The 21,338-nt window shown below is 65.5% G+C and carries 19 protein-coding genes; 3 read left to right on the plus strand and 16 right to left on the minus strand.

Annotated elements, in window-relative coordinates; genetic code table 11:
- Positions 1-11 precede the first annotated feature (11 nt).
- The 10 genes from motA to AC3FJ6_RS13360 all read right to left on the minus strand — a co-directional run bounded on the left by motA (position 12) and on the right by AC3FJ6_RS13360 (position 12,065).
- Positions 12-875, minus strand: a complete 864-nt coding sequence (motA, locus tag AC3FJ6_RS13315; protein ID WP_049815961.1) for a flagellar motor stator protein MotA — start codon at positions 873-875, stop codon at positions 12-14.
- 121 nt (positions 876-996) lie between these two features.
- Entirely contained in the window at positions 997-1,602 is a 606-nt protein-coding gene (flhC, locus tag AC3FJ6_RS13320; RefSeq protein WP_153949796.1) for a flagellar transcriptional regulator FlhC, read from the minus strand.
- On the minus strand, positions 1,599-1,916 hold the full coding sequence (flhD, locus tag AC3FJ6_RS13325) for a flagellar transcriptional regulator FlhD (protein WP_008647543.1): 318 nt from the start codon (positions 1,914-1,916) through the stop codon (positions 1,599-1,601). Before flhD ends, flhC begins: the two co-directional genes overlap by 4 nt.
- Positions 1,917-2,312: 396 nt before the next feature.
- Entirely contained in the window at positions 2,313-3,065 is a 753-nt protein-coding gene (locus tag AC3FJ6_RS13330) for a DUF4088 family protein (RefSeq protein WP_400393371.1), read from the minus strand.
- Between the two features lie 112 nt (positions 3,066-3,177).
- A complete protein-coding gene (locus tag AC3FJ6_RS13335; protein ID WP_488772307.1) occupies positions 3,178-5,028 on the minus strand; it encodes a methyl-accepting chemotaxis protein in 1,851 nt (616 codons plus the stop codon).
- A gap of 172 nt (positions 5,029-5,200) precedes the next feature.
- Entirely contained in the window at positions 5,201-6,838 is a 1,638-nt protein-coding gene (locus AC3FJ6_RS13340; protein WP_488772309.1) for a methyl-accepting chemotaxis protein, read from the minus strand.
- 83 nt (positions 6,839-6,921) lie between these two features.
- Positions 6,922-7,410, minus strand: coding sequence for a chemotaxis protein CheW (locus AC3FJ6_RS13345; RefSeq protein ID WP_153949800.1), 489 nt, complete (start codon positions 7,408-7,410; stop codon positions 6,922-6,924).
- Between the two features lie 173 nt (positions 7,411-7,583).
- A complete protein-coding gene (locus AC3FJ6_RS13350; protein ID WP_488772312.1) occupies positions 7,584-7,967 on the minus strand; it encodes a response regulator in 384 nt (127 codons plus the stop codon).
- A gap of 177 nt (positions 7,968-8,144) precedes the next feature.
- A complete protein-coding gene (locus AC3FJ6_RS13355) occupies positions 8,145-10,124 on the minus strand; it encodes a putative bifunctional diguanylate cyclase/phosphodiesterase (protein ID WP_488772314.1) in 1,980 nt (659 codons plus the stop codon).
- 138 nt (positions 10,125-10,262) lie between these two features.
- Positions 10,263-12,065 carry a methyl-accepting chemotaxis protein gene (locus tag AC3FJ6_RS13360; protein ID WP_488772316.1) on the minus strand — a complete coding sequence of 601 codons (1,803 nt, stop codon included), beginning with the start codon at positions 12,063-12,065 and terminating at the stop codon, positions 10,263-10,265.
- 554 nt (positions 12,066-12,619) lie between these two features.
- On the opposite strand from AC3FJ6_RS13360, the gene AC3FJ6_RS13365 reads away from it, so the two are divergent.
- Positions 12,620-12,931 (plus strand): H-NS histone family protein, encoded by a 312-nt coding sequence (locus AC3FJ6_RS13365; protein ID WP_400393012.1) that lies wholly within the window; start codon positions 12,620-12,622, stop codon positions 12,929-12,931.
- Between the two features lie 78 nt (positions 12,932-13,009).
- On the opposite strand, the gene galE is transcribed toward AC3FJ6_RS13365, so the two are convergent.
- Both galE and AC3FJ6_RS13375 read right to left on the minus strand, forming a co-directional pair.
- Complete coding sequence (galE, locus tag AC3FJ6_RS13370; protein WP_488772318.1) at positions 13,010-14,029, minus strand: UDP-glucose 4-epimerase GalE; 1,020 nt, start codon at positions 14,027-14,029, stop codon at positions 13,010-13,012.
- 119 nt (positions 14,030-14,148) lie between these two features.
- Positions 14,149-15,207, minus strand: a complete 1,059-nt coding sequence (locus tag AC3FJ6_RS13375; RefSeq protein ID WP_488772319.1) for a tyrosine-type recombinase/integrase — start codon at positions 15,205-15,207, stop codon at positions 14,149-14,151.
- Positions 15,208-15,449: 242 nt separating this feature from the next.
- Here AC3FJ6_RS13375 and AC3FJ6_RS13380 point away from each other — a divergent pair, with 242 nt between their 5' ends.
- Positions 15,450-16,439 carry an NAD(P)H-dependent flavin oxidoreductase gene (locus AC3FJ6_RS13380; protein WP_153949806.1) on the plus strand — a complete coding sequence of 330 codons (990 nt, stop codon included), beginning with the start codon at positions 15,450-15,452 and terminating at the stop codon, positions 16,437-16,439.
- A 93-nt stretch (positions 16,440-16,532) separates the two neighbouring features.
- On the opposite strand, the gene AC3FJ6_RS13385 is transcribed toward AC3FJ6_RS13380, so the two are convergent.
- Positions 16,533-17,123, minus strand: a complete 591-nt coding sequence (locus AC3FJ6_RS13385; protein WP_400393000.1) for a PadR family transcriptional regulator — start codon at positions 17,121-17,123, stop codon at positions 16,533-16,535.
- Positions 17,124-17,464: 341 nt separating this feature from the next.
- On the opposite strand from AC3FJ6_RS13385, the gene AC3FJ6_RS13390 reads away from it, so the two are divergent.
- Positions 17,465-17,680, plus strand: a complete 216-nt coding sequence (locus AC3FJ6_RS13390; protein ID WP_153949808.1) for a hypothetical protein — start codon at positions 17,465-17,467, stop codon at positions 17,678-17,680.
- 228 nt (positions 17,681-17,908) lie between these two features.
- On the opposite strand, the gene AC3FJ6_RS13395 is transcribed toward AC3FJ6_RS13390, so the two are convergent.
- The 3 genes from AC3FJ6_RS13395 to pcaF all read right to left on the minus strand — a co-directional run bounded on the left by AC3FJ6_RS13395 (position 17,909) and on the right by pcaF (position 21,311).
- On the minus strand, positions 17,909-18,913 hold the full coding sequence (locus tag AC3FJ6_RS13395) for a Bug family tripartite tricarboxylate transporter substrate binding protein (RefSeq protein WP_029051535.1): 1,005 nt from the start codon (positions 18,911-18,913) through the stop codon (positions 17,909-17,911).
- A gap of 109 nt (positions 18,914-19,022) precedes the next feature.
- Entirely contained in the window at positions 19,023-19,754 is a 732-nt protein-coding gene (locus tag AC3FJ6_RS13400; RefSeq protein ID WP_488772320.1) for an SDR family NAD(P)-dependent oxidoreductase, read from the minus strand.
- Between the two features lie 354 nt (positions 19,755-20,108).
- Positions 20,109-21,311, minus strand: coding sequence for a 3-oxoadipyl-CoA thiolase (gene pcaF, locus AC3FJ6_RS13405; RefSeq protein ID WP_101681470.1), 1,203 nt, complete (start codon positions 21,309-21,311; stop codon positions 20,109-20,111).
- Positions 21,312-21,338: the final 27 nt, after the last annotated feature.

The following is a 21,338-nucleotide window of genomic DNA, read 5'->3' on the forward strand; positions in this document are numbered from 1 at the left end:
CTGCTCTCCCGTCAGGTCAGGCTCTTGACTTCACGCACGTGGTCGTCGAGCTCGAGGAACGACGGACGTACCGTGGAGTACAGCACCTTGCGGCCGAATTCCACCGCCACCAGCGGGGCATAGCCGTTCAGGGATGCCAGCAGCGTGACCTTGATGCACTCGTACATCTTGATGCTCTCGGACACCTGGTGCTCGACGCGCGATGCCAGCGGCGACACGAAGCCGTAGGCCAGCAGAATGCCCAGGAACGTACCGACCATGGCGTGGGCGATCAGGGCGCCCAGTTCCGCCGGCGGCAGATCGGCCGAGGCGAGTGCGTGCACCACGCCCATCACCGCGGCCACGATGCCGAAGGCGGGCAGGCCGTCGCCGACGCGCGACAGCGCATGGGCGGGAATCTCGGCTTCGTGGCGGAACGTTTCGATTTCGTGGTCCATGAGCGCCTCGATCTCAAAGGCGTTCATGTTGCCGTTGACCATCATGCGCAGGTAGTCGGTCAGGAACTCCATCATCTTGGCGTCGGCCAGGATGCGCGGGTACTGACTGAAGACGCTGCTCGATGCGGGATCGGCAATTTCCTTTTCGAGGAACAGGATGCCCTCGCGACGTGCCTTGGACAGCAGCACGTACAGCAGCGCCATCACGTCCAGGTACAGTTCCTTCTTGTACTTGGAGCCCTGCAGCAGCGAAGGCATGGCCTTCATCGTGGCCTTGATGGCCTTGCCGCTGTTGGAGCTGATGAATGCGCCGACGGCGGCACCGCCGATGATGATGAGCTCCGCCGGTTGATAAAGCGCGCCCATATGTCCGCCGGTGAGGGCGTAACCGCCCAACACCGCCACGACTACGACGACATAGCCAATAACTACTAGCACGATCGGATCCCCGTCTGAAAAACACGCGTCAGGCACGCACTGGGCATCCGGCGCGGACGAGCGGGGTCACCGCCCGCCGTTACCGGGGCCCACCTGCCACGCGGACGTCAGGCCCGGTGAGTCAGGCTGGCGTCTGCGCGGATGCGGCGTCCTTCGAGAGCTTCTTCACCTTTCCGGCGCGCGAAGGCGGGCGGCACAGGCTGCAGACGAAGTTCGCGTGCGGCTCATAGGCATGCGTCACGAACTGACCGCCGCAACAGGTGCACGAGGAAAGCTGCAGCATGTTGCTCTCGAAAAACCGTACTAACGTCCAGGCACGGGTGAAACTTAAGACGATTTCGCCACCGAGCAGCGAAACGTGCTCGAGGTACAGACGGTAAGCGGCCACTACGGCACGAATGCCCGACGTCTCGCCTTCCTGCACCATGAACTGGTAAGCGGAGAAGAACAGCGACGAATGGATATTCGGCAGCCAGGTGGTGAACCAGTCTGTCGAGAAGGGGAGCATGCCCTTGGGCGGCGACGCGCCCCGCAGCTCCTTGTAGAGGCGGATCAACCGGTCGCGCGAGAGCGTGGTCTCGGCTTCAAGCACCTGCAGGCGCGCACCCAGGCCGATCAGCTCGATGGCGAGCTGGGTCTGGTTGGCATCCTGCAGGACGCTCTTGCGGTTGGGGACGGGAGTGGCCGTGAAACTGCGGGCCGGCTGGGCCTGGAGGAGCGCGGTCAATTGAGCGACTCCACGGGTTGCCGGGCCAGCAGGATAGCAGCGTGGATCTGCTGCATATCATGGCTCTTGGCCGTGTGTGTCAGGGTGGACAGCAACGCGTGATCGTCAAAGCGGAACCGGCACAGCACCATGTTCGATGCAGCCAGCTTGACGAGTTGCGCCGAGGTCAGCTTGGCGAGGATCTCAGCAATTTCCTTGCTGACACCAAGCCTGAACATGGCTTCCACCTGGTTTTCGCGCACCAGTCGTTGCGCAAGCAGAAGATAGGCGAGGTTAACCTCCCTGATCTCCTGGAGAACTTCACTGCTTTCCAATTTTTCCCCGCTACCAAAAAACCCCTCGACCGCTTGTCCGGCGCTTACCAGCAAGGAAATCCTGCCGGCGACCAGATCGTTTGTTGCGTGTTCGAGTGGGTACGACGTACTACGAAAGAACTTCGCCCGGTTACACCTGAACTCTGAAACGTTACAGATGTTACAGAGTGTAAGTGAAACTGTTACGTTTATATCGGCATTCCGCCCACCATGCCAATCCCTACTTACGTTGGGGATTGGGGAATGTCGTAAGGAAAAGACATGGGCCCCGAAGTTTGTAACAACAAACGTGCCTGTCTTCTGATTTTCATCAAAGGTGTAACAGTTTGTGCACTGAACGGAAACGGATTTCCGACGGTGGACACGCCACGCACGAAAGGGGGTTGCTGGTTTCCACTATTGACGAACAAGCGCACCTTGGCTAAACACGCGACGCAGCCACGCCGCCAGCCGCGCAAACACGTCATCGGGTGCTTCCCGGAACAGGTGCGGACGCGCGCGCTCCACCTGCTCCAGCACGCGCGCGGCTTCCTCGGCGCTCACCGATCCATACTCCAGCGCCAGGCCCAGCAGCGCGCGCAACTCGCCCACCTTGCTGCGGCCAAGCGCCTCGCTTTGCTCGGTCTGCAGCGCGTACATGACGTCGTAAGCGCGCTGCCGCAGGCTGTCCGCAATGCGCCACGCAGGCGTGCGCATGCGCTCCTCGATCGTGCGCACATCGACAGCGGAGGCCGATATCTGGGCCGCCAGCGCCTCGGTGAACGCGGCATCGGCGCCCGCTTCGGACAGGATGTTCGCGGCCCACTCCCGCGCATGCTCCACGCGCTGCTGGGACGTCCAGTCGGGCTGCACGGCCAGCGCGAAGCCGAAACGCTGCGCGTCGCGCATGAGCGCCGCCAATGCGTTCGGCAGCTGCTTGTCGAAGACCTTGCGCGCCCATCCGTACTCGCCGCTGGCCAGCAGGCGCATGACGGCACGCTCGGTGAGCGGCCCATCCTGCTGGATCAGCCGCGCGCGCAGGAAATCGTCGAACGCGGGCGGAATGAACTGCGGGTCGAGTCCGGTGGAAACTTTTACAAACGCATCGAAGTCTGCGCGCAGCCGCGCTGCGGCTTCGGCCGACAGGGACAGACTGATGTCGGTGTTCATGGTGTTCTGCAGACGAGTGAACGCCCGGCGCAACAATTACAACGCTGCGCCGGGACGCTGCCGTCTTTTCAGACGACGATTATGTGGCGGTCCGAAGTTGTCCCGATGACGCTCAGAAGGCGCTCCAGTCGCCGTTGTCCGATGCCGGGCTGGCAGACGCAGCCGCCGTCAGCGCCGGGCGCTTCTTCTGTGTATCGGCATCCGCGCCGGCAACTTCAGCCATAGCCGGTGCGGCAGCCGCCAGCGCAGTGCCGGTCCTGGCCGGCTTGCCCCGCTTGCCGCCCTTGGCCACGCGGTTCACCGGGGCCTTGGCGGCGGGCCTGGCCACCGAGCGCACGGCGGGCGCCGCCGGGGCAGCGAGCATCGGCACCGATGCCGCCGCTGCATCGTCGTGCGACAGGCGGAAGCCCGACACCGATTCCAGCAGGCGCGAAGCCTGGTCCTGCAGCGAACCGGCTGCCGCCGCGGCCTGCTCCACCAGCGCCGCGTTCTGCTGCGTCACTTCGTCCATCTGGGCCACGGCCTGGTTGACCTGCTCGATGCCCGAGCTCTGCTCGGCCGATGCCGCGCTGATCTCTCCCATGATGTCGGTCACGCGCTTCACGGCCTGCACGATCTCGTCCATCGTCGTGCCGGCCTGGCTCACCAGCGCCGCGCCGGTATCCACCTGCGCCACCGAGTTGTCGATCAGCGTCTTGATTTCCTTGGCGGCATTGGCGCTGCGCTGCGCCAGGCTGCGCACCTCGCCGGCCACCACGGCAAAGCCGCGGCCCTGCTCGCCGGCACGCGCCGCTTCCACGGCGGCGTTCAGCGCCAGGATGTTGGTCTGAAAGGCAATGCCCTCGATCACGCCGATGATGTCGACGATCTTGCGCGATGCCTCGTTGATTTCGTTCATCGTCTGCACCACGCGCCCCACGGCCTCGCCACCGCGTACGGCCGTCTCCGACGCATTGGCGGCCAGCCCGGTGGCCTGGCGTGCGTTGTCGGCGTTCTGGCGGACCGTGCCGGTCAGCTGCTCCATGCTCGAAGCCGTTTCCTCCAGCGAGGCGGCCTGCTGTTCGGTGCGCTGCGACAGGTCGTTGTTGCCGGCCGCAATTTCGCGCGACGCCGTGCCGATCGACTCAGCCGACTCCTTGAAGTCGCGGACCATCGACGACAGCTGTTGCTGCATCTGCGCGATCGCGTGCAGCAGGCTGTGGTCGTCGCCACGGCGCAGTTCCACCTTGGCCGAGAAGTCGCCATCGGCAATCTGCGCGGCGATCGAAGCGGCATAGCCCGGTTCGCCACCGAGCTGGCGCGACAGCTGGCGGGCCAGGAACCAGCCCAGCAGCACCGAGATCACGACCCCGCCGAGCACCAGCAGCAGCATCAGCACGCGCGAGCTGTTGTAGACGCTGGTCGACTCGTCCATGTTCAACTTGGCGCGTTCGTCGCGGCGCTTGACCATCTTGAACAGCACGTCTTCCAGCGCGCGGCTTTCCTTGAGCAGGTCGGCACTTTCCGTGAACACCGTGCTTTCGAACTGCGACGTGTCCAGCGGCTGCTTGCTGACCAGTTCCACGTACTTCGTCATGCGGTCGCGGAACGGGGGCACCAGCGCTTCATACTGCTTGAACAGCGCCTGGCCCTCGGGCTGGCTGAACGAGCTCTTCGCAGTTTTTACCCGCGCCTCCATCGTCGCCAGCGATTTCTGGATCTCTTCCTTCTCGGTCGCGCGTTCGCCCATGGTCGATGCCGACAGCAGCGCGATCTGCGCGCGGCTGGCATAGACCAGGTTGATGTTGCCGTCCTGCACGGCCTTCAGCGCCTGCAGGTCGGTGGTGTAGATCTTGCCGGTCCATTCCGCCATGCGCCCCATGTTGACCACGCCCAGCAGGCCGATGACGGCGCCGATCACCGATACCACCAGGAAGCCTGCTATCAGCCTGGTCGTAACGCGTAGTTGATTGAACCACTGCATAGAACTATCCCCTTCTTCTGTCAGAAATGACCGGGATGGGCAATGCCACCCGGATTGTTGTCGCGGCCGCCTGCGTGGGCGGCTGCTCTACCCCGTTCCTGATGCCGCGTGTTTCGGCGCGGCCCTTTCTGGAATGGCCCCCGCCCTGCCGGGCGCGGACCGGCTCCCCACTTCAGCCCGCCACCTCCGCCATCGTCTCCATCTGGCGCGGGCGCGCAGGCCGGACTTCGGCCTGGGTGCTCACGCGGAATGTGGAGATCGACTCGCGCAGGCGGTCGGCCTGTTCTTCCAGCGCGCCGGCCGCCGCGGCGGCCTGCTCTACCAATGCTGCGTTCTGTTGCGTGCTTTCATCCATTTGCGCCACGGCCTCGTTGACCTGCTCGATGCCTGCGCTCTGCTCGGCCGATGCCGAACTGATGTCGCCCATGATGTCGGTCACGCGCTTCACGGCCTGGACGATCTCGTCCATCGTCGCGCCGGCCTCGCTGACCTGCGCCGCGCCGTTTTCCACGCGCGACACGGTGTTGCCGATCAGGCCCTTGATTTCCTTGGCCGCGTTGGCGCTGCGCTGCGCCAGGCTGCGCACCTCGCCAGCCACCACGGCGAAGCCGCGGCCCTGCTCGCCGGCACGCGCCGCTTCCACGGCGGCGTTCAGCGCCAGGATGTTGGTCTGAAAGGCAATGCCCTCGATCACGCCGATGATGTCGACGATCTTGCGCGATGCCTCGTTGATTTCGTTCATCGTCTGCACCACGCGCCCCACGGCCTCGCCACCGCGTACGGCCGTCTCCGACGCATTGGCGGCCAGCCCGGTGGCCTGGCGTGCGTTGTCGGCGTTCTGGCGGACCGTGCCGGTCAGCTGCTCCATGCTCGAAGCCGTTTCCTCCAGCGAGGCGGCCTGCTGTTCGGTGCGCTGCGACAGGTCGTTGTTGCCGGCGGCCACCTGGTGCGTGGCCGTCGAGATGCTGGTCATGCCTTCCTGGATGTCATGCACCACCGACAGCAGGCTGCGCTGCATCGTGCGCATGGCGCGCGCCAGCGCACCCACTTCGTCGCCGGCCTTGTGCTCGAACGTCGTGGTCAGGTCGCCGGCGCCCATGCGCAGCGCAAAGTCGAGCATCTCGCCGACCGGCTTTTCCACGCGGGAGATCAGCAGGGCGCCCGAAGCCATCGACGAGATCACGGCCAGCGCGAAAGCGCCCCAGAGCCACGGCCACAACTGGGCCGCAGCGTCGGCCGACATCCAGTGCACGCCAGCCAGCGCCACCAGGAACCATGCGAGCCCGGCCACCTGGGCCCAAAGAATGCGGCGGCGCAGGTTCAGGCGGGTCAGGCGGCCGAAGAAGCCGGCCACGCCGGTCCGCACCACGGCCCCGTCGCGGATCGCCAGCCCGGCGGCGCGCTGCTCGCGAAAGCGCTTGTAGGCAGCCTCGGCCGCGTCGATCTGCTCGCGCGACGCCATCGACCGCACCGACGTATAGCCGATGATGCGGCCGGCCACGCGCGTCGGCGTGACGGTTGCCTGCACCCAGTAGTGATCGCCGTCCTTGCGGCGGTTCTTGACGATGCCGACCCACGACTTGCCGGCCTGGATCGACGTCCAGAGATCGGCAAACGCTTCCGGCGGCATGTCCGGATGGCGCACCAGGTTGTGCGGCGCGCCCAGCAGCTCTGCCGACGAGAAGCCGCTGGTCTCCACGAACGCCCGGTTTGCGAACGTGATGCGACCCTTGAGGTCGGTTCGGGAGATCAGGTAATCGTCCGGCGAGAGCGGATGCTCGCGCTGCGTGACAGGCTGGTTGTTGCGCATGGGTGCTCGAACTGCGTTGAAGGCTCCGGCACCGGCGCCCCCGCATTCGCGCGGGCGCTACGGGCCGCTTGTTACGGGGTGGGTCAGGCGGTGCCGGCCGCGGCGTCAAGCGCCGCGAGGTCGTCGACGTCCATCAGCTTCTCGATATCGGTCAGGATCAGCATGCGCCCCTCCAGCGAGCCAAGCCCGCGGATATAGTCGGTGGCCACGCCGCCGGACAGCGTCGGCGCCGGCTTGATCTGCGACGGAGTCAGCGTGAGCACGTCGGATACGCCGTCAACCACGATGCCCGTCGTGCGTTCATGGATATCGACGATGATCACCACCGTGTACTGGTCGTAGCTGATCTCGGCCTGGTTGAACTTGATGCGCAGGTCGATGATCGGGACGATGGTGCCGCGCAGGTTGACCACGCCCTTCAGGTAGTCAGGCGCGTTGGCGATCTGCGTGACCGATTCGTAGCCACGGATTTCCTGGACCTTGAGGATGTCGATGCCGTATTCCTCGCGGCCAAGCCGGAAGGCCAGGAATTCTTCTCCCGCGCCGTCCGCCCGGTTGTTGCTGGTATTCATGTTGCCCCCGCTGGCAAGGTTGGTCGTGGCCGGGGATAGCGTGCCCCTGGCTGCTGGCGACCCGAGGCGGTCTGCCGGCCCGCGGCCCAATGGGCCGAGCCGGACCACCTGCTATGGCCCTCCAGTATTTACGGCACGATGCGGGGTGAATTAAGGACGACTTCGCGCCCGGCTTACCCCTCCGTGGGAGGGTCCAGCAGCGCGTGGACGGAGGCCAGCAGGTCTTCCGGATCGAAGGGCTTGGCCAGGAATCCCGACGCGCCGGCCTCGCGGGCCTGGTCCAGGATGCGGTCGTCGTGCTCGGTCGAGAGCATCAGGATCGGAATCGACGCATAGGCCGATGTGGCGCGCAGCGCGCGGATCAGCGACAGGCCGTCCATGACGGGCATCACCTGGTCGGTGACCAGCATGCCGAACTGCTCTTCCATGGCCACCTCGTGCGCCTCCTTGCCGTCGGCCGCCTCGGTCACCATGAATCCGCCCGCGCGCAGGCAGGCGCCTGTCATGCGGCGCAGGGATGGCGAATCGTCGACGACGAGGATGTGCGGAAGGGACATCGGGGACTCCGTGTGGGTTGGTCCGCCAGTGGCAAGGCAGCGCGGCCGGCGACGGACAGGCCAGCTGGCTCGGGCGAGCGACATCCGGCATGCGCCACTGCCCTGTCACCTTCATAACGACACGCCAGGCACGCGCTTTAGCGTTATCGACAATTTTTCACGTTTCGCCACCCGCGCTCAGGCGCGCAGCGGGTGGGCGCCCTGCAGCTGTTCGGCGAACGCCGGGGCGTCGAGCGGCATGGCCATCAGGTAGCCCTGCACCTCGTCGCAGCCCATGCCGTCCAGGATGTCCAGCTGCGATGCCGACTCCACCCCTTCGGCCACCACCTTCATGCGGAGTTCGTGCGCCAGCGCCACCATCGACCCGACGATTGCCTGGCCCTGCGGGTCGGCGTCCAGCCCGCCGATCAGCGTGCGGTCGATCTTGAGCGTGCCCACGCGCAGCCGCTTCAGGTAGCCCAGGCTGGAGTAGCCGCTGCCGAAGTCGTCCAGCGCCACGTGGATGCCCAGCGACTGCAGCTCGGCCAGCGTCTCCATCGACTTGCCGATGTCCTTCATGGCTGCCGTCTCGGTAATTTCGAGCGTGATGGCCGACGGCGGAATGTCGTGCTGGTGGATCTGTTCGAGCAGGTACTGCGGGAAGTTGCGGCTGGCAAAGCGCAGCCCCGACACGTTGATCGCCACCGGCACCGTCGCCAGCCCCGCGTCCTGCCAGGCGCGTACCTGCGCGCAGACCGTCGAGATGACCCAGTCGTCGAGCTTGTCGATCTGGCCCGACTGCTCGGCCACCATGATGAATTCGGCAGGATTGACCGGACCCAGCGTCGGATGCCGCCAGCGGCACAGCGCCTCGGCCCCCACCACGCCGCGCGACTTCACGTCGTATTTCGGCTGGTACATCAGCGACAGCGCGTCGTCCTGGATGGCCGGCCAGAGATCGCGGCGGATGACGCGCATGCGGCGCGCCCGTTCGCCGGCAGCGGAATTGAACACGCGCATCTGGTTCGACCCGCTTTCGCGCGCCTCCGACAGGCTGACGCGCGCCGCCTGCATCAGCGATTCGGATGTGGCCGCATCGCGCGGATAGATGGCGATGCCGATGTTCACGCCAATCTGCATCTGCAGGCCGCGCGCAGCCACGAACTCGGACAGCGACCCCAGCACGCGCGCGCCCAGTTCGTGCGCCCGGCTGTGCTGCACCAGTTCGGGCACGCCCACCGCGAATTCATCGCGCGCCAGCCGGGCCAGGAAATGATGCGGTTCCAGCGCGGCCTGGGCCAGCGCGCCGGCATCCTGGGCCAGGATGTCGTCGGCGCGGACTTCGAAGACTTCGTCGACTTCCCGGAAGTCGGCAATATGGATCAGCAGCACGGCGCAGGCGGTTTCCGACAGGCGGGCGTGCGCGATGGTCTGGTCGAGCCAGCGCGCGAAGGCGGTGCGGTCGGGCAGGTCTTCGTTGCTGACGCTGTATTCGCCGACGGGCGGCTGGTCGCGGCCCGACGAGCGTACGGTCAGCCCGCCCATGCGACCGTGGCCGCGCCGCACCAGGCGCGGCTCGCCCGCACGCGCGGCAACCGGGAATTCGTCAGGGGCGTCGTCGGCGAGCGCCCCCTCGGCATAGGCTCCCGCCCACCGGCGCGACTGGAGGCGATGCATCGCATAGAGCGCGGAGCACAGCAGCGCCAGGCCGCCGGCCAGCCACGCCGACCCATGCGGGCCGGCCACGTCCAGACAGTCGCGCGGGGACATCGACAGGCCGCCGCAGGCCCGGCCCAGCCGTGCACCGGCCACCGCCACCATGCCGGCACCCGCCAGCATGGCCGTGACGATGGCAACCTGCCAGCCACGGCTGCCCTGGCGCATCCATTGCCAGGCAGGGGCAATCAGGTGCGACGCGGCCATGCTTGCCGCCATGGTCGCGGCGAAGGTTGCCGCCGCGTCGGCGCCGCGATTGGCGGCCGTCAGCGTGCCCGAAGCCACCGCCACCCAGAGCGGCATGCCCGTGGTGGCCTGCGACAGGAGCGCAGCCGACCATGCCAGCGACCGGACAGCCTTGCGCCCCGGCTCGCCTTCCGGCTTGGCAGCGCGCATGCCTCGCGCGGCAACGACGCCGAGCGCGGCTGCAAGCAGCAACAGGAGGGTATTCGTGGCAATCATTGGGGCTGCGCGAAGGGAAACGGCAAGGGCGCGGGGAACACCGGGATGCGGGGCAGACAAAACCCCGCATCATGGCATCTTGCGCGCTCCGTGTGAACCTCGTGGCACTCAGTCCTGTTTATATCGGGCTCGAATTAATCAGAAGGCGGCCCAGTTGTCGTCCGGGTTCGACGCGCCGGCCGGCTGGTTCAGCGCGGGGCGCAACAGCTTGGGCTCGCGGGTCTTGCGCACCACGGGCGGACGCTTGGCGGCGGGACGCACCGGCGCACGTTCCGCAGCGCCGGCGACGGCGGTGGCCGGTGCAGCCGGAGCAGCCAGGGGCTGGGCCGGCGCCAGCGCATGGGCCGGCCGTGACGGCGCTGCCAGCAGGCGCGACGCACCGCCGTCGGACGCCAGCGAGAACACCGACACCACGCTCTTGAGCTTCTGCGCCTGTTCTTCCAGCGCGCCCGCGGCGGCAGCGGCTTCCTCCACGAGTGCCGCGTTCTGCTGCGTGACCTGGTCCATCTGGGCCACGGCCTGGTTCACCTGCTCGATGCCGGTGGTCTGTTCCTGCGACGCGGCGCTGATCTCGTTCATGATGTCCGTGACGCGACGCACGGCCTGCACGATCTCGCCCATGGTGTTGCCGGCTTCGGCCACCAGCTTCGTGCCGCTTTCCACACGCTGGCCAGATTCGCTGATCAGCGATTCGATTTCCTTGGCGGCATTGGCGCTGCGCTGCGCCAGGCTGCGCACCTCGCCGGCTACCACGGCAAAGCCGCGGCCCTGTTCGCCGGCCCGGGCCGCTTCCACGGCGGCATTCAGCGCCAGGATATTGGTCTGGAAGGCGATGCCTTCGATCACGCCGATGATCTCGACCACCTTGCGCGATGCGCCGTTGATCTCGTTCATGGTGTCAACCACGCGGCCCACCACGTCGCCCCCCTTCATGGCGATCTGCGAGGCTTCGCCGGCCAGCACGCCAGCCTGGCGGGCGTTGTCGGCGTTCTGGCGTACCACCGTGGTCAGTTCTTCCATGCTGGCGGCGGTCTGCTCCAGCGAGGCCGCCTGCTCTTCGGTACGTTGCGACAGGTCGGTATTGCCGGCCGAAATCTGCTGGGTGGCCGAGGCGATCGAATCGGTGCCGGTACGCACTTCGGACACGATGCCCGACAGGCTGTCCTGCATCCGGGCCAGCGCCTGCATCATGCGGCCCACCTCGTTCTTCGACATGCTGCTGATGCGCGACGTCAGGTCGCCGGCGGCCATGCGTTCGAACACGGACAGCGCCTCTTCCACCGGGCGCACGATGGCGCGGTGGAGCATCATGGCGGCCACCACGGCAATGACCAGCCCGAAGACGATCAGCAGGATCGACATCGTGCGAATCACTTCAAAGCGCGACTGGGCGGCTTCGAAGTTCGCCTTGCCGGCGTCCATCTGGAATTTCTCGAGCTTTTCGTGCGCGGAGGACATGCTGCGCTGCAGTTCCGGCATGACCTCGCGCGCAATGCGCAGGGCTTCCTCCCGGTTTCCGGAGGTCAGCGCCTGCTGCCACTTCGCGACGCCCGCCTCGAAGAACTCCTGGCGCTTGGCTGCCAGCGCGGTGGCCAGCGCCTTTTCCTCGTCGTTCTGCGGCAGCGCCAAATAGCGTTTCCAGCCCTTGTCAGACGACTCGACAAAGACCTTCGAGCGTTCGACGTGCTTGTTCATGTCCTCGCCCTCGCTGCCGGGCATGACGGTACGGTCCAGCGCCAGGCGCAGGCGCGTGGTGCCGATCATGGCATCGGCCAGCGCCTGGGATGAAGCCAGCTGGTTGGCATAGGTCTCCTTCAGCGCATCATTGGACTGGGAAATGCCATGCAATCCCGCTCCGCCCACAACCAGCAGGATGGCCGCCAGCGCAGCCATGGCGCCCCGCAAGAGGGTCTTGATCTGAATATTCTGATGAAAGGACATGATGTGCTGATCATTAGGAAATCACCCGAAGCCACTTCCTTGCCTCGGTCCGGCAGTCCGACACCCCGTGCGGCCCGCTCAGGACTCGATAACGGCCGGCGTCCAGTCTTCCTTGAGTTGCGCGGCAAATGGTTTTCGGGTATGGCGACTGACGCACTTTCAATCGCCGGCGGTAAATGGCCTGTGCTGCACCGCGAGGAGTGAGTGAGCGCATGCCGGCAAATGAATATTGCCTGCGCGGCCGGAATGGAGCGTTCGCTGAATCCCGCTTGCGCCGGACTGCGACTCCTATTTCCGGCATTAAGTTTTGATTCATGTTTCCGCGGCGATGCGAGATGGCCCACGCACCGCGCTATCTACGGCGCCGGTGCATTCTGGCGCCGTCGCGGCAGCCAACGCTCGACTATCGCCCTTGTCATAAGTTCAGTAATTCTTCTTAATTGAGATTTTTCGTATTTTTTGGCGCGCAGCCGCAAAGCATTTGCAGCGTGGCCGACAGTGGTTATAATGCTTTTCGTCTATTCACGGACCCACCAGTAAATCGAGGGATACAAATGGCGACATATCAGGAAATCGTTCAGAAAATCAGCGAACTGCAGCGGGAGGCCGAAGAGATCAAGGCGCGCGAGCAAGCGACGGTGATCGCCGAGATTCGCGAGAAAATCGAACAATTTGGCCTGACCGCCGAAGATCTCGGATTTGGTGGCAAGGGCGTGGCTGGCAAGAAGGCCACTACCGCACGCAAGGTTCCGGTCCGTTATCGCGATAGCGCGGGCAATACCTGGACCGGCCGCGGCAAGCGTCCGGGTTGGCTGACCCAGGCATTGGCCAATGGCAAGTCGATGGAAGACTTCCTGATTCGCTAAGCCGCAACGCCACGCGCGCGCAAAGACGGCGCAAAGAAAAACCGGGCCATGGCCCGGTTTTTTATTGGCTTGCCCCGCTCACGCCGCAAACCCCTGGGGATTCATCGACTGCCAGCGCCAGGAATCCTCGCACATGCGGTCCAGATCATGGCGGGCCTCCCAGCCCAGCATCTGCTGCGCCAGCGCCGGATCGGCATAGCACGACGCAATGTCGCCCGGACGCCGGTCGACAATCTGGTAGGGCACCGCCCGCCCACTGGCACGTTCGTAGGCCTTCACTACCTCCAGGACGCTGTAACCACGGCCCGTGCCCAGATTGACGGTCATCCCGCGCGGATGCTGGCGAAGGTAGTTCAGCGCCGCCACGTGCCCATCGGCCAGGTCGCAGACGTGGATGTAGTCGCGCACACCCGTGCCGTCGACGGTCGGGTAATCGCCACCATAGACACTGAGCTTTTCGCGTCGTCCGCCAGCCACCTGGGCCACGTAAGGCATCAGGTTGTTCGGAATGCCGCCCGGATCTTCGCCAATGAGGCCGCTTTCATGGGCGCCGACTGGGTTGAAATACCGCAGAAAAGCGATGCGCCATTCCGGATCGGATTTTTCCAGATCGCGCAGGATCTGTTCGCCCATCAATTTGGTCTGCCCGTACGGATTGGTCGCCGATAGCGGGAAATCCTCGAGAATCGGCACCGTATGCGGATTGCCATAGACCGTGGCCGACGAACTGAACACCAGTTGCCGCACGCCAGCCGCCTGCATGGCGCTGCATAGCGTGATCATGCCTTCGAGGTTGTTTCCGTAATATTCGAGCGGCTTGCTGACCGATTCACCCACCGCCTTCAGCGCCGCAAAATGAATCGCCCCCGCAATCTCGTGCTCGGCAAACAGGCGGTCCAGCAACGCGCGGTCACGCACATCGCCTTCGACGAAATGGGGTGTGGTCCCGGTAATGCGGGCCAGCCGGTTGATCACCTCGCGGCTGCTGTTACACAGATTATCGAGTCCGATCACTTGATAGCCCGCCTCATGCAACGACACCCAGGTGTGCGAGGCGATATATCCGGTTGCACCGGTCAGCAGTAACGTTTCAGCCATGGAAATTGTCAGTTCGGTAAGTGTTTCAGGACGCTGGCCGAATCCCGGTCGGGATTCGCGGGTCGAATCGAGATCTTATCCCGCCTATTTTACGGCCGCCTCGTACATTCGAATGATTGTCACGATTCCCGGGCGCGCGCCGCCTGCGGTGTCATCAGCGGCAACCCCGTGCGTGCCTGCCACGCCTCGTAGGCGGCGTGCAGTCGCCAGCCCGATTCGAGATCTCGCATGCCCAGCAGCTGGGCCACGGCAGCGGGGGTGGTCCCGGCGTCGAAATGCATCGCACCACAGGTATTGCGCAGCGTCTGGGGCGACGCCCGCTCGCTGCGGCCAGCCAGCACCCCGGCCTCTTCCAGCAGGATTTCAATACGGCGATAGATCGACGCCGCATGCATCGGCCGTCCATTGGCCATGGCCGGGAATACCAGGTCGCCCAGCGATTCCGCCGCCCGGCGCACCGCCAGCCAGCGGCGCAGCGGCGCATGGGCGAAGCCGAACAGCGGCACCATATAAGTCCGTCCGTTATCGGGGCGCACCATGCGGATGGCCATGGCACCGTCGTCGATGCCGTCGATGGCTTCCAGGCGCAACGCGCGCACCTCGGCCACCTTCAGGCCGCCGCCCAGCAACACGGCAAGCAGCGCCACGTCCCGGGCGCGCTTCCAGGCCGTGGGCGACATCTCGCCCCTGGCTTCCTTGCCGGCCGGCAATTCGGGCTGCGGCGCGAGGATTCGGGCGACGAGCAGGTCGCGCTCACCCGGCAGCAAAAAGGCCGTGGGATCGTTCTCGCCGTCGGCCAGATGCGCCTTGACCGCCTGACTGGCCGGATTGTGCAAATTCTGTTGCAGTGTGGCCAGGTGATGGAAGATTCGCTCTATCAATCTCGCATATCGATAGCGATGGCGCTTGTGAAGATGCTGCGCATCGAGAAAGGCGCCGATCTGGCCGGCCGACCATTTCAGTGGCGGCAGCCCCTGCTCGGCGGACCAGCGCAACAGCTTGCCCCACATCGCGCGGTACACGATGGCCGTACCGGGGCGAAAGCCATGCCGGGCCAGCCAGCCGTCGAACGCACGTTCGGGCTGCCGATACCAGGCGGCAAGGTCGGCATCGAACAGGTCGTCTGACACCGGCTGCGCCCCGCCGGCCGGGCCGGCGTCGATCGCGGGGTGGGTCACCACTTCATCTCCTGCATGGCGCATAAGGCAATGGGGCCATTGTAGACAATGCGCCACTGGCCGCCGCCGCGGTGCCGCAAATAGTCGCTGCAACCCGTTGCATGGAGCCAGGCGGACGTGATACCTTGCGGTTCATCATGCAACTGGTTGCATAGCAAGTCCGATTGCCTGATCGCCTGCCTGCCTCGCCGCGTCGATGGCATGTGCCCCACGATTTGCCGCCCTCCTCCGAAGGAACCGTCATGGCCATTCCCGCCCTGCTGCAAAACCTGTCGCTGCCGGCCGTCTGCTCGCCGCTGTTCATCATTTCCAATCCCGACCTGGTCATCGCGCAATGCAAGGCCGGCGTGGTGGGCTCGTTCCCGGCGCTCAACGCGCGCCCGGCCGAGAAGCTGGAGGAATGGCTGGACCGCATCACGACCGAGCTGGCCGAGCACGACGCCAAGCACCCGGACCGTCCCGCCGCACCGTTCGCGGTCAACCAGATCGTGCACAAGTCCAACGACCGGCTCGAACACGACCTGGAAATGTGCGTGCGCTACAAGGTGCCCATCGTCATTACGTCGCTGGGCGCCCGCGCGGAAGTCAACGAGGCCGTGCATTCGTACGGCGGCATCGTGCTGCATGATGTGATCAACAATACCTTTGCCCGCAAGGCGATCGACAAGGGCGCCGACGGCCTGATCGCCGTGGCGGCCGGCGCGGGCGGCCATGCCGGCACGCTGTCGCCGTTTGCGCTGTTGCACGAGATCCGCGAATGGTTCGATGGCCCGCTGCTGCTGTCCGGCGCCATCGCCAGCGGAGACGCGGTGCTGGCCGCCCAGGCGGCGGGCGCAGACCTGGCCTATATCGGCTCGGCCTTCATTGCCACGCTGGAAGCCAATGCCCAGGACGCTTACAAGCAGATGATCGTCGACAGCAACGCCGACGACATCGTCTATTCGAACCTGTTCACGGGCGTGCACGGGAATTACCTGCGCGAAAGCATCGTGCGCTCGGGCCTGGACCCGGAAGCACTGCCGACGTCGGATGCCACGGCCATGAACTTCGGCTCGACCCGGGTCAAGCCGTGGAAGGACATCTGGGGCGCCGGTCAGGGCGTGGGCGCCATCAAGCGCGTGGTACCGGCAGCCGAACTGGTGCGCCGGTTCGTGGAAGAGTACGCACTGGCACGCCGCCGCCTGGGCCTGGCGCCAGCGGAAGCCGCCGCGCATGCGGCCAGCGTCGCCTGATTTGGCGTTTTTCTGATGTATTCCTGATGTGTCCCTTTCCCGCCCCGGTGCATGACCCGGCGGGAAAGGGCATTGGCAGCCGGCGCTCCGCCGTTAGCCTTCGCCGGGTATTTCCAGCAGCGGCATCAAGTCGCGCCCCCACTTCACCCAGTCCTCCTGGAACCGGATGCCTCGCCGCAGCAGCGCATACTGGATTTGCTGGCGCCGATCGAGCGTGCCGCCGAAATCCTTGCGCTCGATATCGCGGTAGAGCGCCAGGCGATCCTCGTGCAGGGCGATCAGGCGCCGCATTTCCTCGTCCAAGCCGAGCGGCCCGATTGCAGCATCTGCACGTAGCTTAACCAGAATTTCCTCACGCTGGTCCAGCCCCGCACCGGGCGACAGCACCCAACGCACCAGTTCGTCGCGGCCGGACGGCAGCACGTAGTACACCTTCTTGCGATTCTTTTTTTCCGCCGGCGCCCCGTGCGGTGCGCTGGCCGGAGTGGCGGGGGCCGCCTGATCCTTGCCGCCGTCCTCGGCCGCAATCCAGCCCATTTCGGCCATCCGCCCCAGTTCGCGGTAAATCTGCTGGTGCGTGGCGTGCCAGAAATAGCCGATGGACTTGTCGAAACGGCGCGCCAGGTCGTAACCCGACGACGGCTTTTCAATCAGGGAAATCAGGAGCGCGTGCTGGGTGGACATTCGCCGTGCAAGTGGTGGCCCGGGGTTGGCATGAAGGTTGCTGCCTTGAGCCGGGAATGTTCAGGGTGGCGCTATGGTAGCGCGCAAGTCAGGGCGCGTCATGCCGTTAACCCTTGCAACGCCTGTCGGGCGGCGTCGGCGCGGGACCACCATCCTGATATCGACAGCCCAACAGAATCCTAAATATGACAATTTAGGCAATTATCCAGAAACTGATGTAAAAAAATCGAAATGGCTTTTCGCGACCGCCTGCAATACATTCCAGACATTGCCACCCGCATGCGCGCGCCTTTTCCTTGCCGGCCCAACGTTCAGCGCCATGCGTCTCCTGGGAGTCGTCGATGAACGCAAGACCGGAAATCACCGAAGGCACGGCAGCGGGCGAGTCCTCGGTGTCCGTCAGCGCCGCGCGCGCACGTGCCGGAACGGCACCGATCTACTACCGGCTGCCCGATACCCCGGACGGCCACCATATCAAGGAATACGCCAGCGGCCTGCGCCAGCTGGTGCGCTTCGTCGGTGTCGAGGAACAGGTCGTCAAGTACAGCCTGACCTGATTGCCTGCCGGCGGCCAGGGTCCGCCCGGCCGCCCGCCGAAGCCGCAGCTTGTCTCCTCCTGTCCTCACGGACCTGGGATTTGCGCCCGCGCCAACCTCGCGGGCGTTTTCTTTGGCGCACGTCTTTTGGCGCGGGCAATAAAAAACCGGCCGCCGGGCAGGCGCCCGGAGCCGGTTCGAGTACTGCCGTACTGCTTGCCCGCGTGCTACCGACGCAGGCTCGGGCGATCAGTCCACCGTCGCGCCCGAAGCCTTCACCACCTTGGCCCACTTGGCGGTTTCGGACTTCATGAAGGCGGCCAGCTGGGCCGGCTTCTCCGGGTTCGGCTCGGCACCTTGCTCGGCCATCTGCTTCTTCACTTCCGGCATGGCCAGGATCTTGACCACTTCGGCATTCAGGCGATCGACGATCGGCTGCGGCGTGCCTCCGGTGGCGTACAGGGCGAACCACGACGTGGCTTCATAGCCCGGCACACCGGCTTCGGCCACGGTCGGCACGTCCGGCAGTGCCGGCGAACGCTTGCCCGAGGTCACGGCGATGGCGCGCAGCTTGCCGGCCTTCACGTGCGGGTACGACGAGGGCATGTTGTCGAACATCAGGCCGATCTGGTTGCCCAGCAGGTCGTTCACGGCCGGGGCGCTGCCCTTGTACGGAATGTGCTGGATATGCAGGCCGGTCATCGAGTTGAACAGCTCGCCCGACAGGTGCATCGACGAACCGCTACCCGACGAACCATACGACAGCTTGTCCGGGTTGGCCTTCACGTAGGCAATCAGTTCCTTGATGTTGTGGACGGGCACCTTCGGGTTCACTACGACGATGTTCGGCACCATGGCCACGCGCGTGATCGGCGCGAAATCCTTGACCGGGTCGTACGGCAGCTTCGAGTACAGCGACTGGTTGATCGCGTGCGTGCCGATCGTACCCATGAACAGCGTGTAGCCGTCGCCCGGGGCCTTGGCAGCCAGCGATGCGCCGATGTTGCCGCCCGCGCCCGGACGGTTGTCCACCACCACCGGCTGACCCAGCGCCTTGCCCAGTTGCAGGCTGACGATACGGGCCAGGATGTCGGTGGTGCCACCGGCCGAGAACGGCACGATCATCGTGATCGGCTTGGTCGGGTAGTTGCCCTGCGCCTGCGCGCCGGTCATGACGGCAAAGCCGGCGGCCATTGCGACGCCAGCGGCCAGCAGGCGTCTGCGCGCCTTCGAGGTTTGATTGGTGATGCTCATCTTGTGCTCCAGGAATTGATGCACACCGGCGGACGAACCTTGTGAGCGGCCGCAGGCGCAATGCTTGTGTATCGCTATTCCACCCCGTGCCTTGGGGCGGGCAACTTTCTTATACGGGTGCCACCCCCAGCGTGGTTCCGCCGCAGACGTACAGCACTTGTCCCGTCACGAAACCATTCTCGGGGGCGAGGAAGAACAGCGAGGCACGCGCCACGTCTTCCGGCGTTCCCATTCTCTTCACGGCGATGCTTGCCAGGATGCGCCGTGTCTGTTCGCTGCCCTCCGGATTGCTCTTTCGGAACAGCTCGGTGGCGATGGGACCCGGTGCCACGGCGTTGACGGTGATGCCGTCGCCGCCCAGCTCCATCGCCAGCGTTCGGGTCATGCCAACCAGCCCCGCCTTGGCCGCGGAATACACCACGCGCTCGGGCTTGCCCAGCGCCGCGCGCGAGGCCATGTTGACGATACGCCCAAAGCCGGCCGCTCGCATGGCGGGCAGGCAGGCCTGGGTCAGCAGCATCGTGGCCTGCAGCGTCAGGCCCACGACGTAATCGAGATCAGCGGCGGTGGCCGTATCGGCCGTGCCGGGACGCGTGGCGCCGGCGTTGTTGACCAGCCGGGTCACCGCGAACTGCGAGGTCACCGTTTCCGCCACCGCGCGCGTGGCGTCGGCGTTGGTCAGGTCGGCCTGGAAAAAGGTCAGGTTCGGATGCGACCACGTCGGCTCTGCATAGTCGACATTGATCACACGGGTCACGCCATCGGCGAGCAGCATTTCTGCAATCGCACGGCCAATGCCGGAACTGGCGCCGGTGACGAGCGTGGCAACGGGAAGGGACATCTCAGAACTCCGCACCGGCACACATGCGCCGGGTCAGTCAGAAAAAGATGCGGCAAGACCGGCGAGCCCGTCGGTCTGGCCGCAATGCTCTACCTCGTTGGGGAAGAGACACCACTGAAACTTCCCACCTGTATTAACGGCGGGAAAAGAGGGGAATTAAGCGTTCGGTGAATTCATGACGTCGCGGCACCGGGTTGCTCCCCTCTCCCGCACGGCGGGAGAGGGGTTGGGGGAGAGGGCGCGGCAGTTCGAATTACGACAAATCGCAATTCGAGCCCTTTTACCGTCTCCCCCACTCCTCTCCCATTGCATGGGAGAGGGGCGCGCATAACGACGGCACTCAGCCCTGAACCATCAAACCCGCTCGATCACCATGGCGATACCCTGGCCCACGCCGATGCACATCGTGCACAGCGCGAAACGGCCGCCGGTACGCTCCAGCTGGTACAGCGCCGTCGTCACCAGGCGCGCGCCGCTCATGCCCAGCGGGTGGCCCAGGGCGATCGCGCCGCCGTTCGGGTTCACGCGCTTGTCGTCGTCGGCGATGCCCAGCTGACGCAGCACGGCCAGGCCTTGCGCGGCAAACGCTTCGTTCAGTTCGATCACGTCGATCTGGTCCAGCGACATGCCCAGCTGCTTCATCAGCTTCTGGGTGGCCGGTGCCGGGCCAATACCCATCACGCGCGGCGCCACGCCGGCCGTTGCCATGCCGACGATGCGGGCACGCGGCTTCAGGTTGTGCTGCTTCAGGCCCGCTTCGCTGGCCAGCAGGATGGCGCAGGCGCCATCGTTCACGCCCGACGCATTACCGGCGGTCACGGTGCCGTCCGGGCGCACCACGCCGCGCAGCTTGGCCAGGGCTTCCATGCTGGTGGCACGCGGGTGCTCGTCGCGGTCGACCACGATCGGGTCGCCCTTCTTTTGCGGAATCGTGACGGCGGTGATTTCCTGGGCCAGCGTGCCGTCGGCCTGCGCGCGCGACGCCTTTTCCTGGCTGCGCAGCGCCATCAGATCCTGGTCTTCGCGGCTGATCTTGTAGTCCGTGGCCACGTTCTCGGCGGTCTCGGGCATCGAGTCCACGCCGTAGGCGGCACGCATCGCCGGGTTGATGAAGCGCCAGCCGATGGTGGTGTCGAAGATCTCGGCCTGGCGCGAGAATGCCGACGTGGCCTTGCCCATCACGAACGGGGCGCGGCTCATGCTTTCCACGCCGCCCGAGATCATCAGGTTGGTTTCGCCCGACTTGATGGCGCGCGCGGCAGTGCCGGTGGCGTCCATGCCCGAGCCGCACAGGCGGTTGATCGTCGAACCCGGCACGGCCTCCGGCAGACCGGCCAGCAGCGCCGACATGCGCGCCACGTTGCGGTTGTCTTCGCCCGCCTGGTTGGCGTTGCCGTAGATCACGTCGTCGATGGCCGACCAGTCCAGGCCGGCGTTGCGTGCCATCAGTGCCTTCAGGGGCACCGCACCCAGGTCGTCCGCGCGCACGCCGGACAGGCTGCCGCCGTAACGGCCGATGGGGGTACGGATGGCGTCAACGATAAATGCGTCGCTCATGTTCTGTCTCGCTCGGTTTTGGTGGTC

Source organism: Cupriavidus sp. 94F1 (assembly GCF_057798875.1).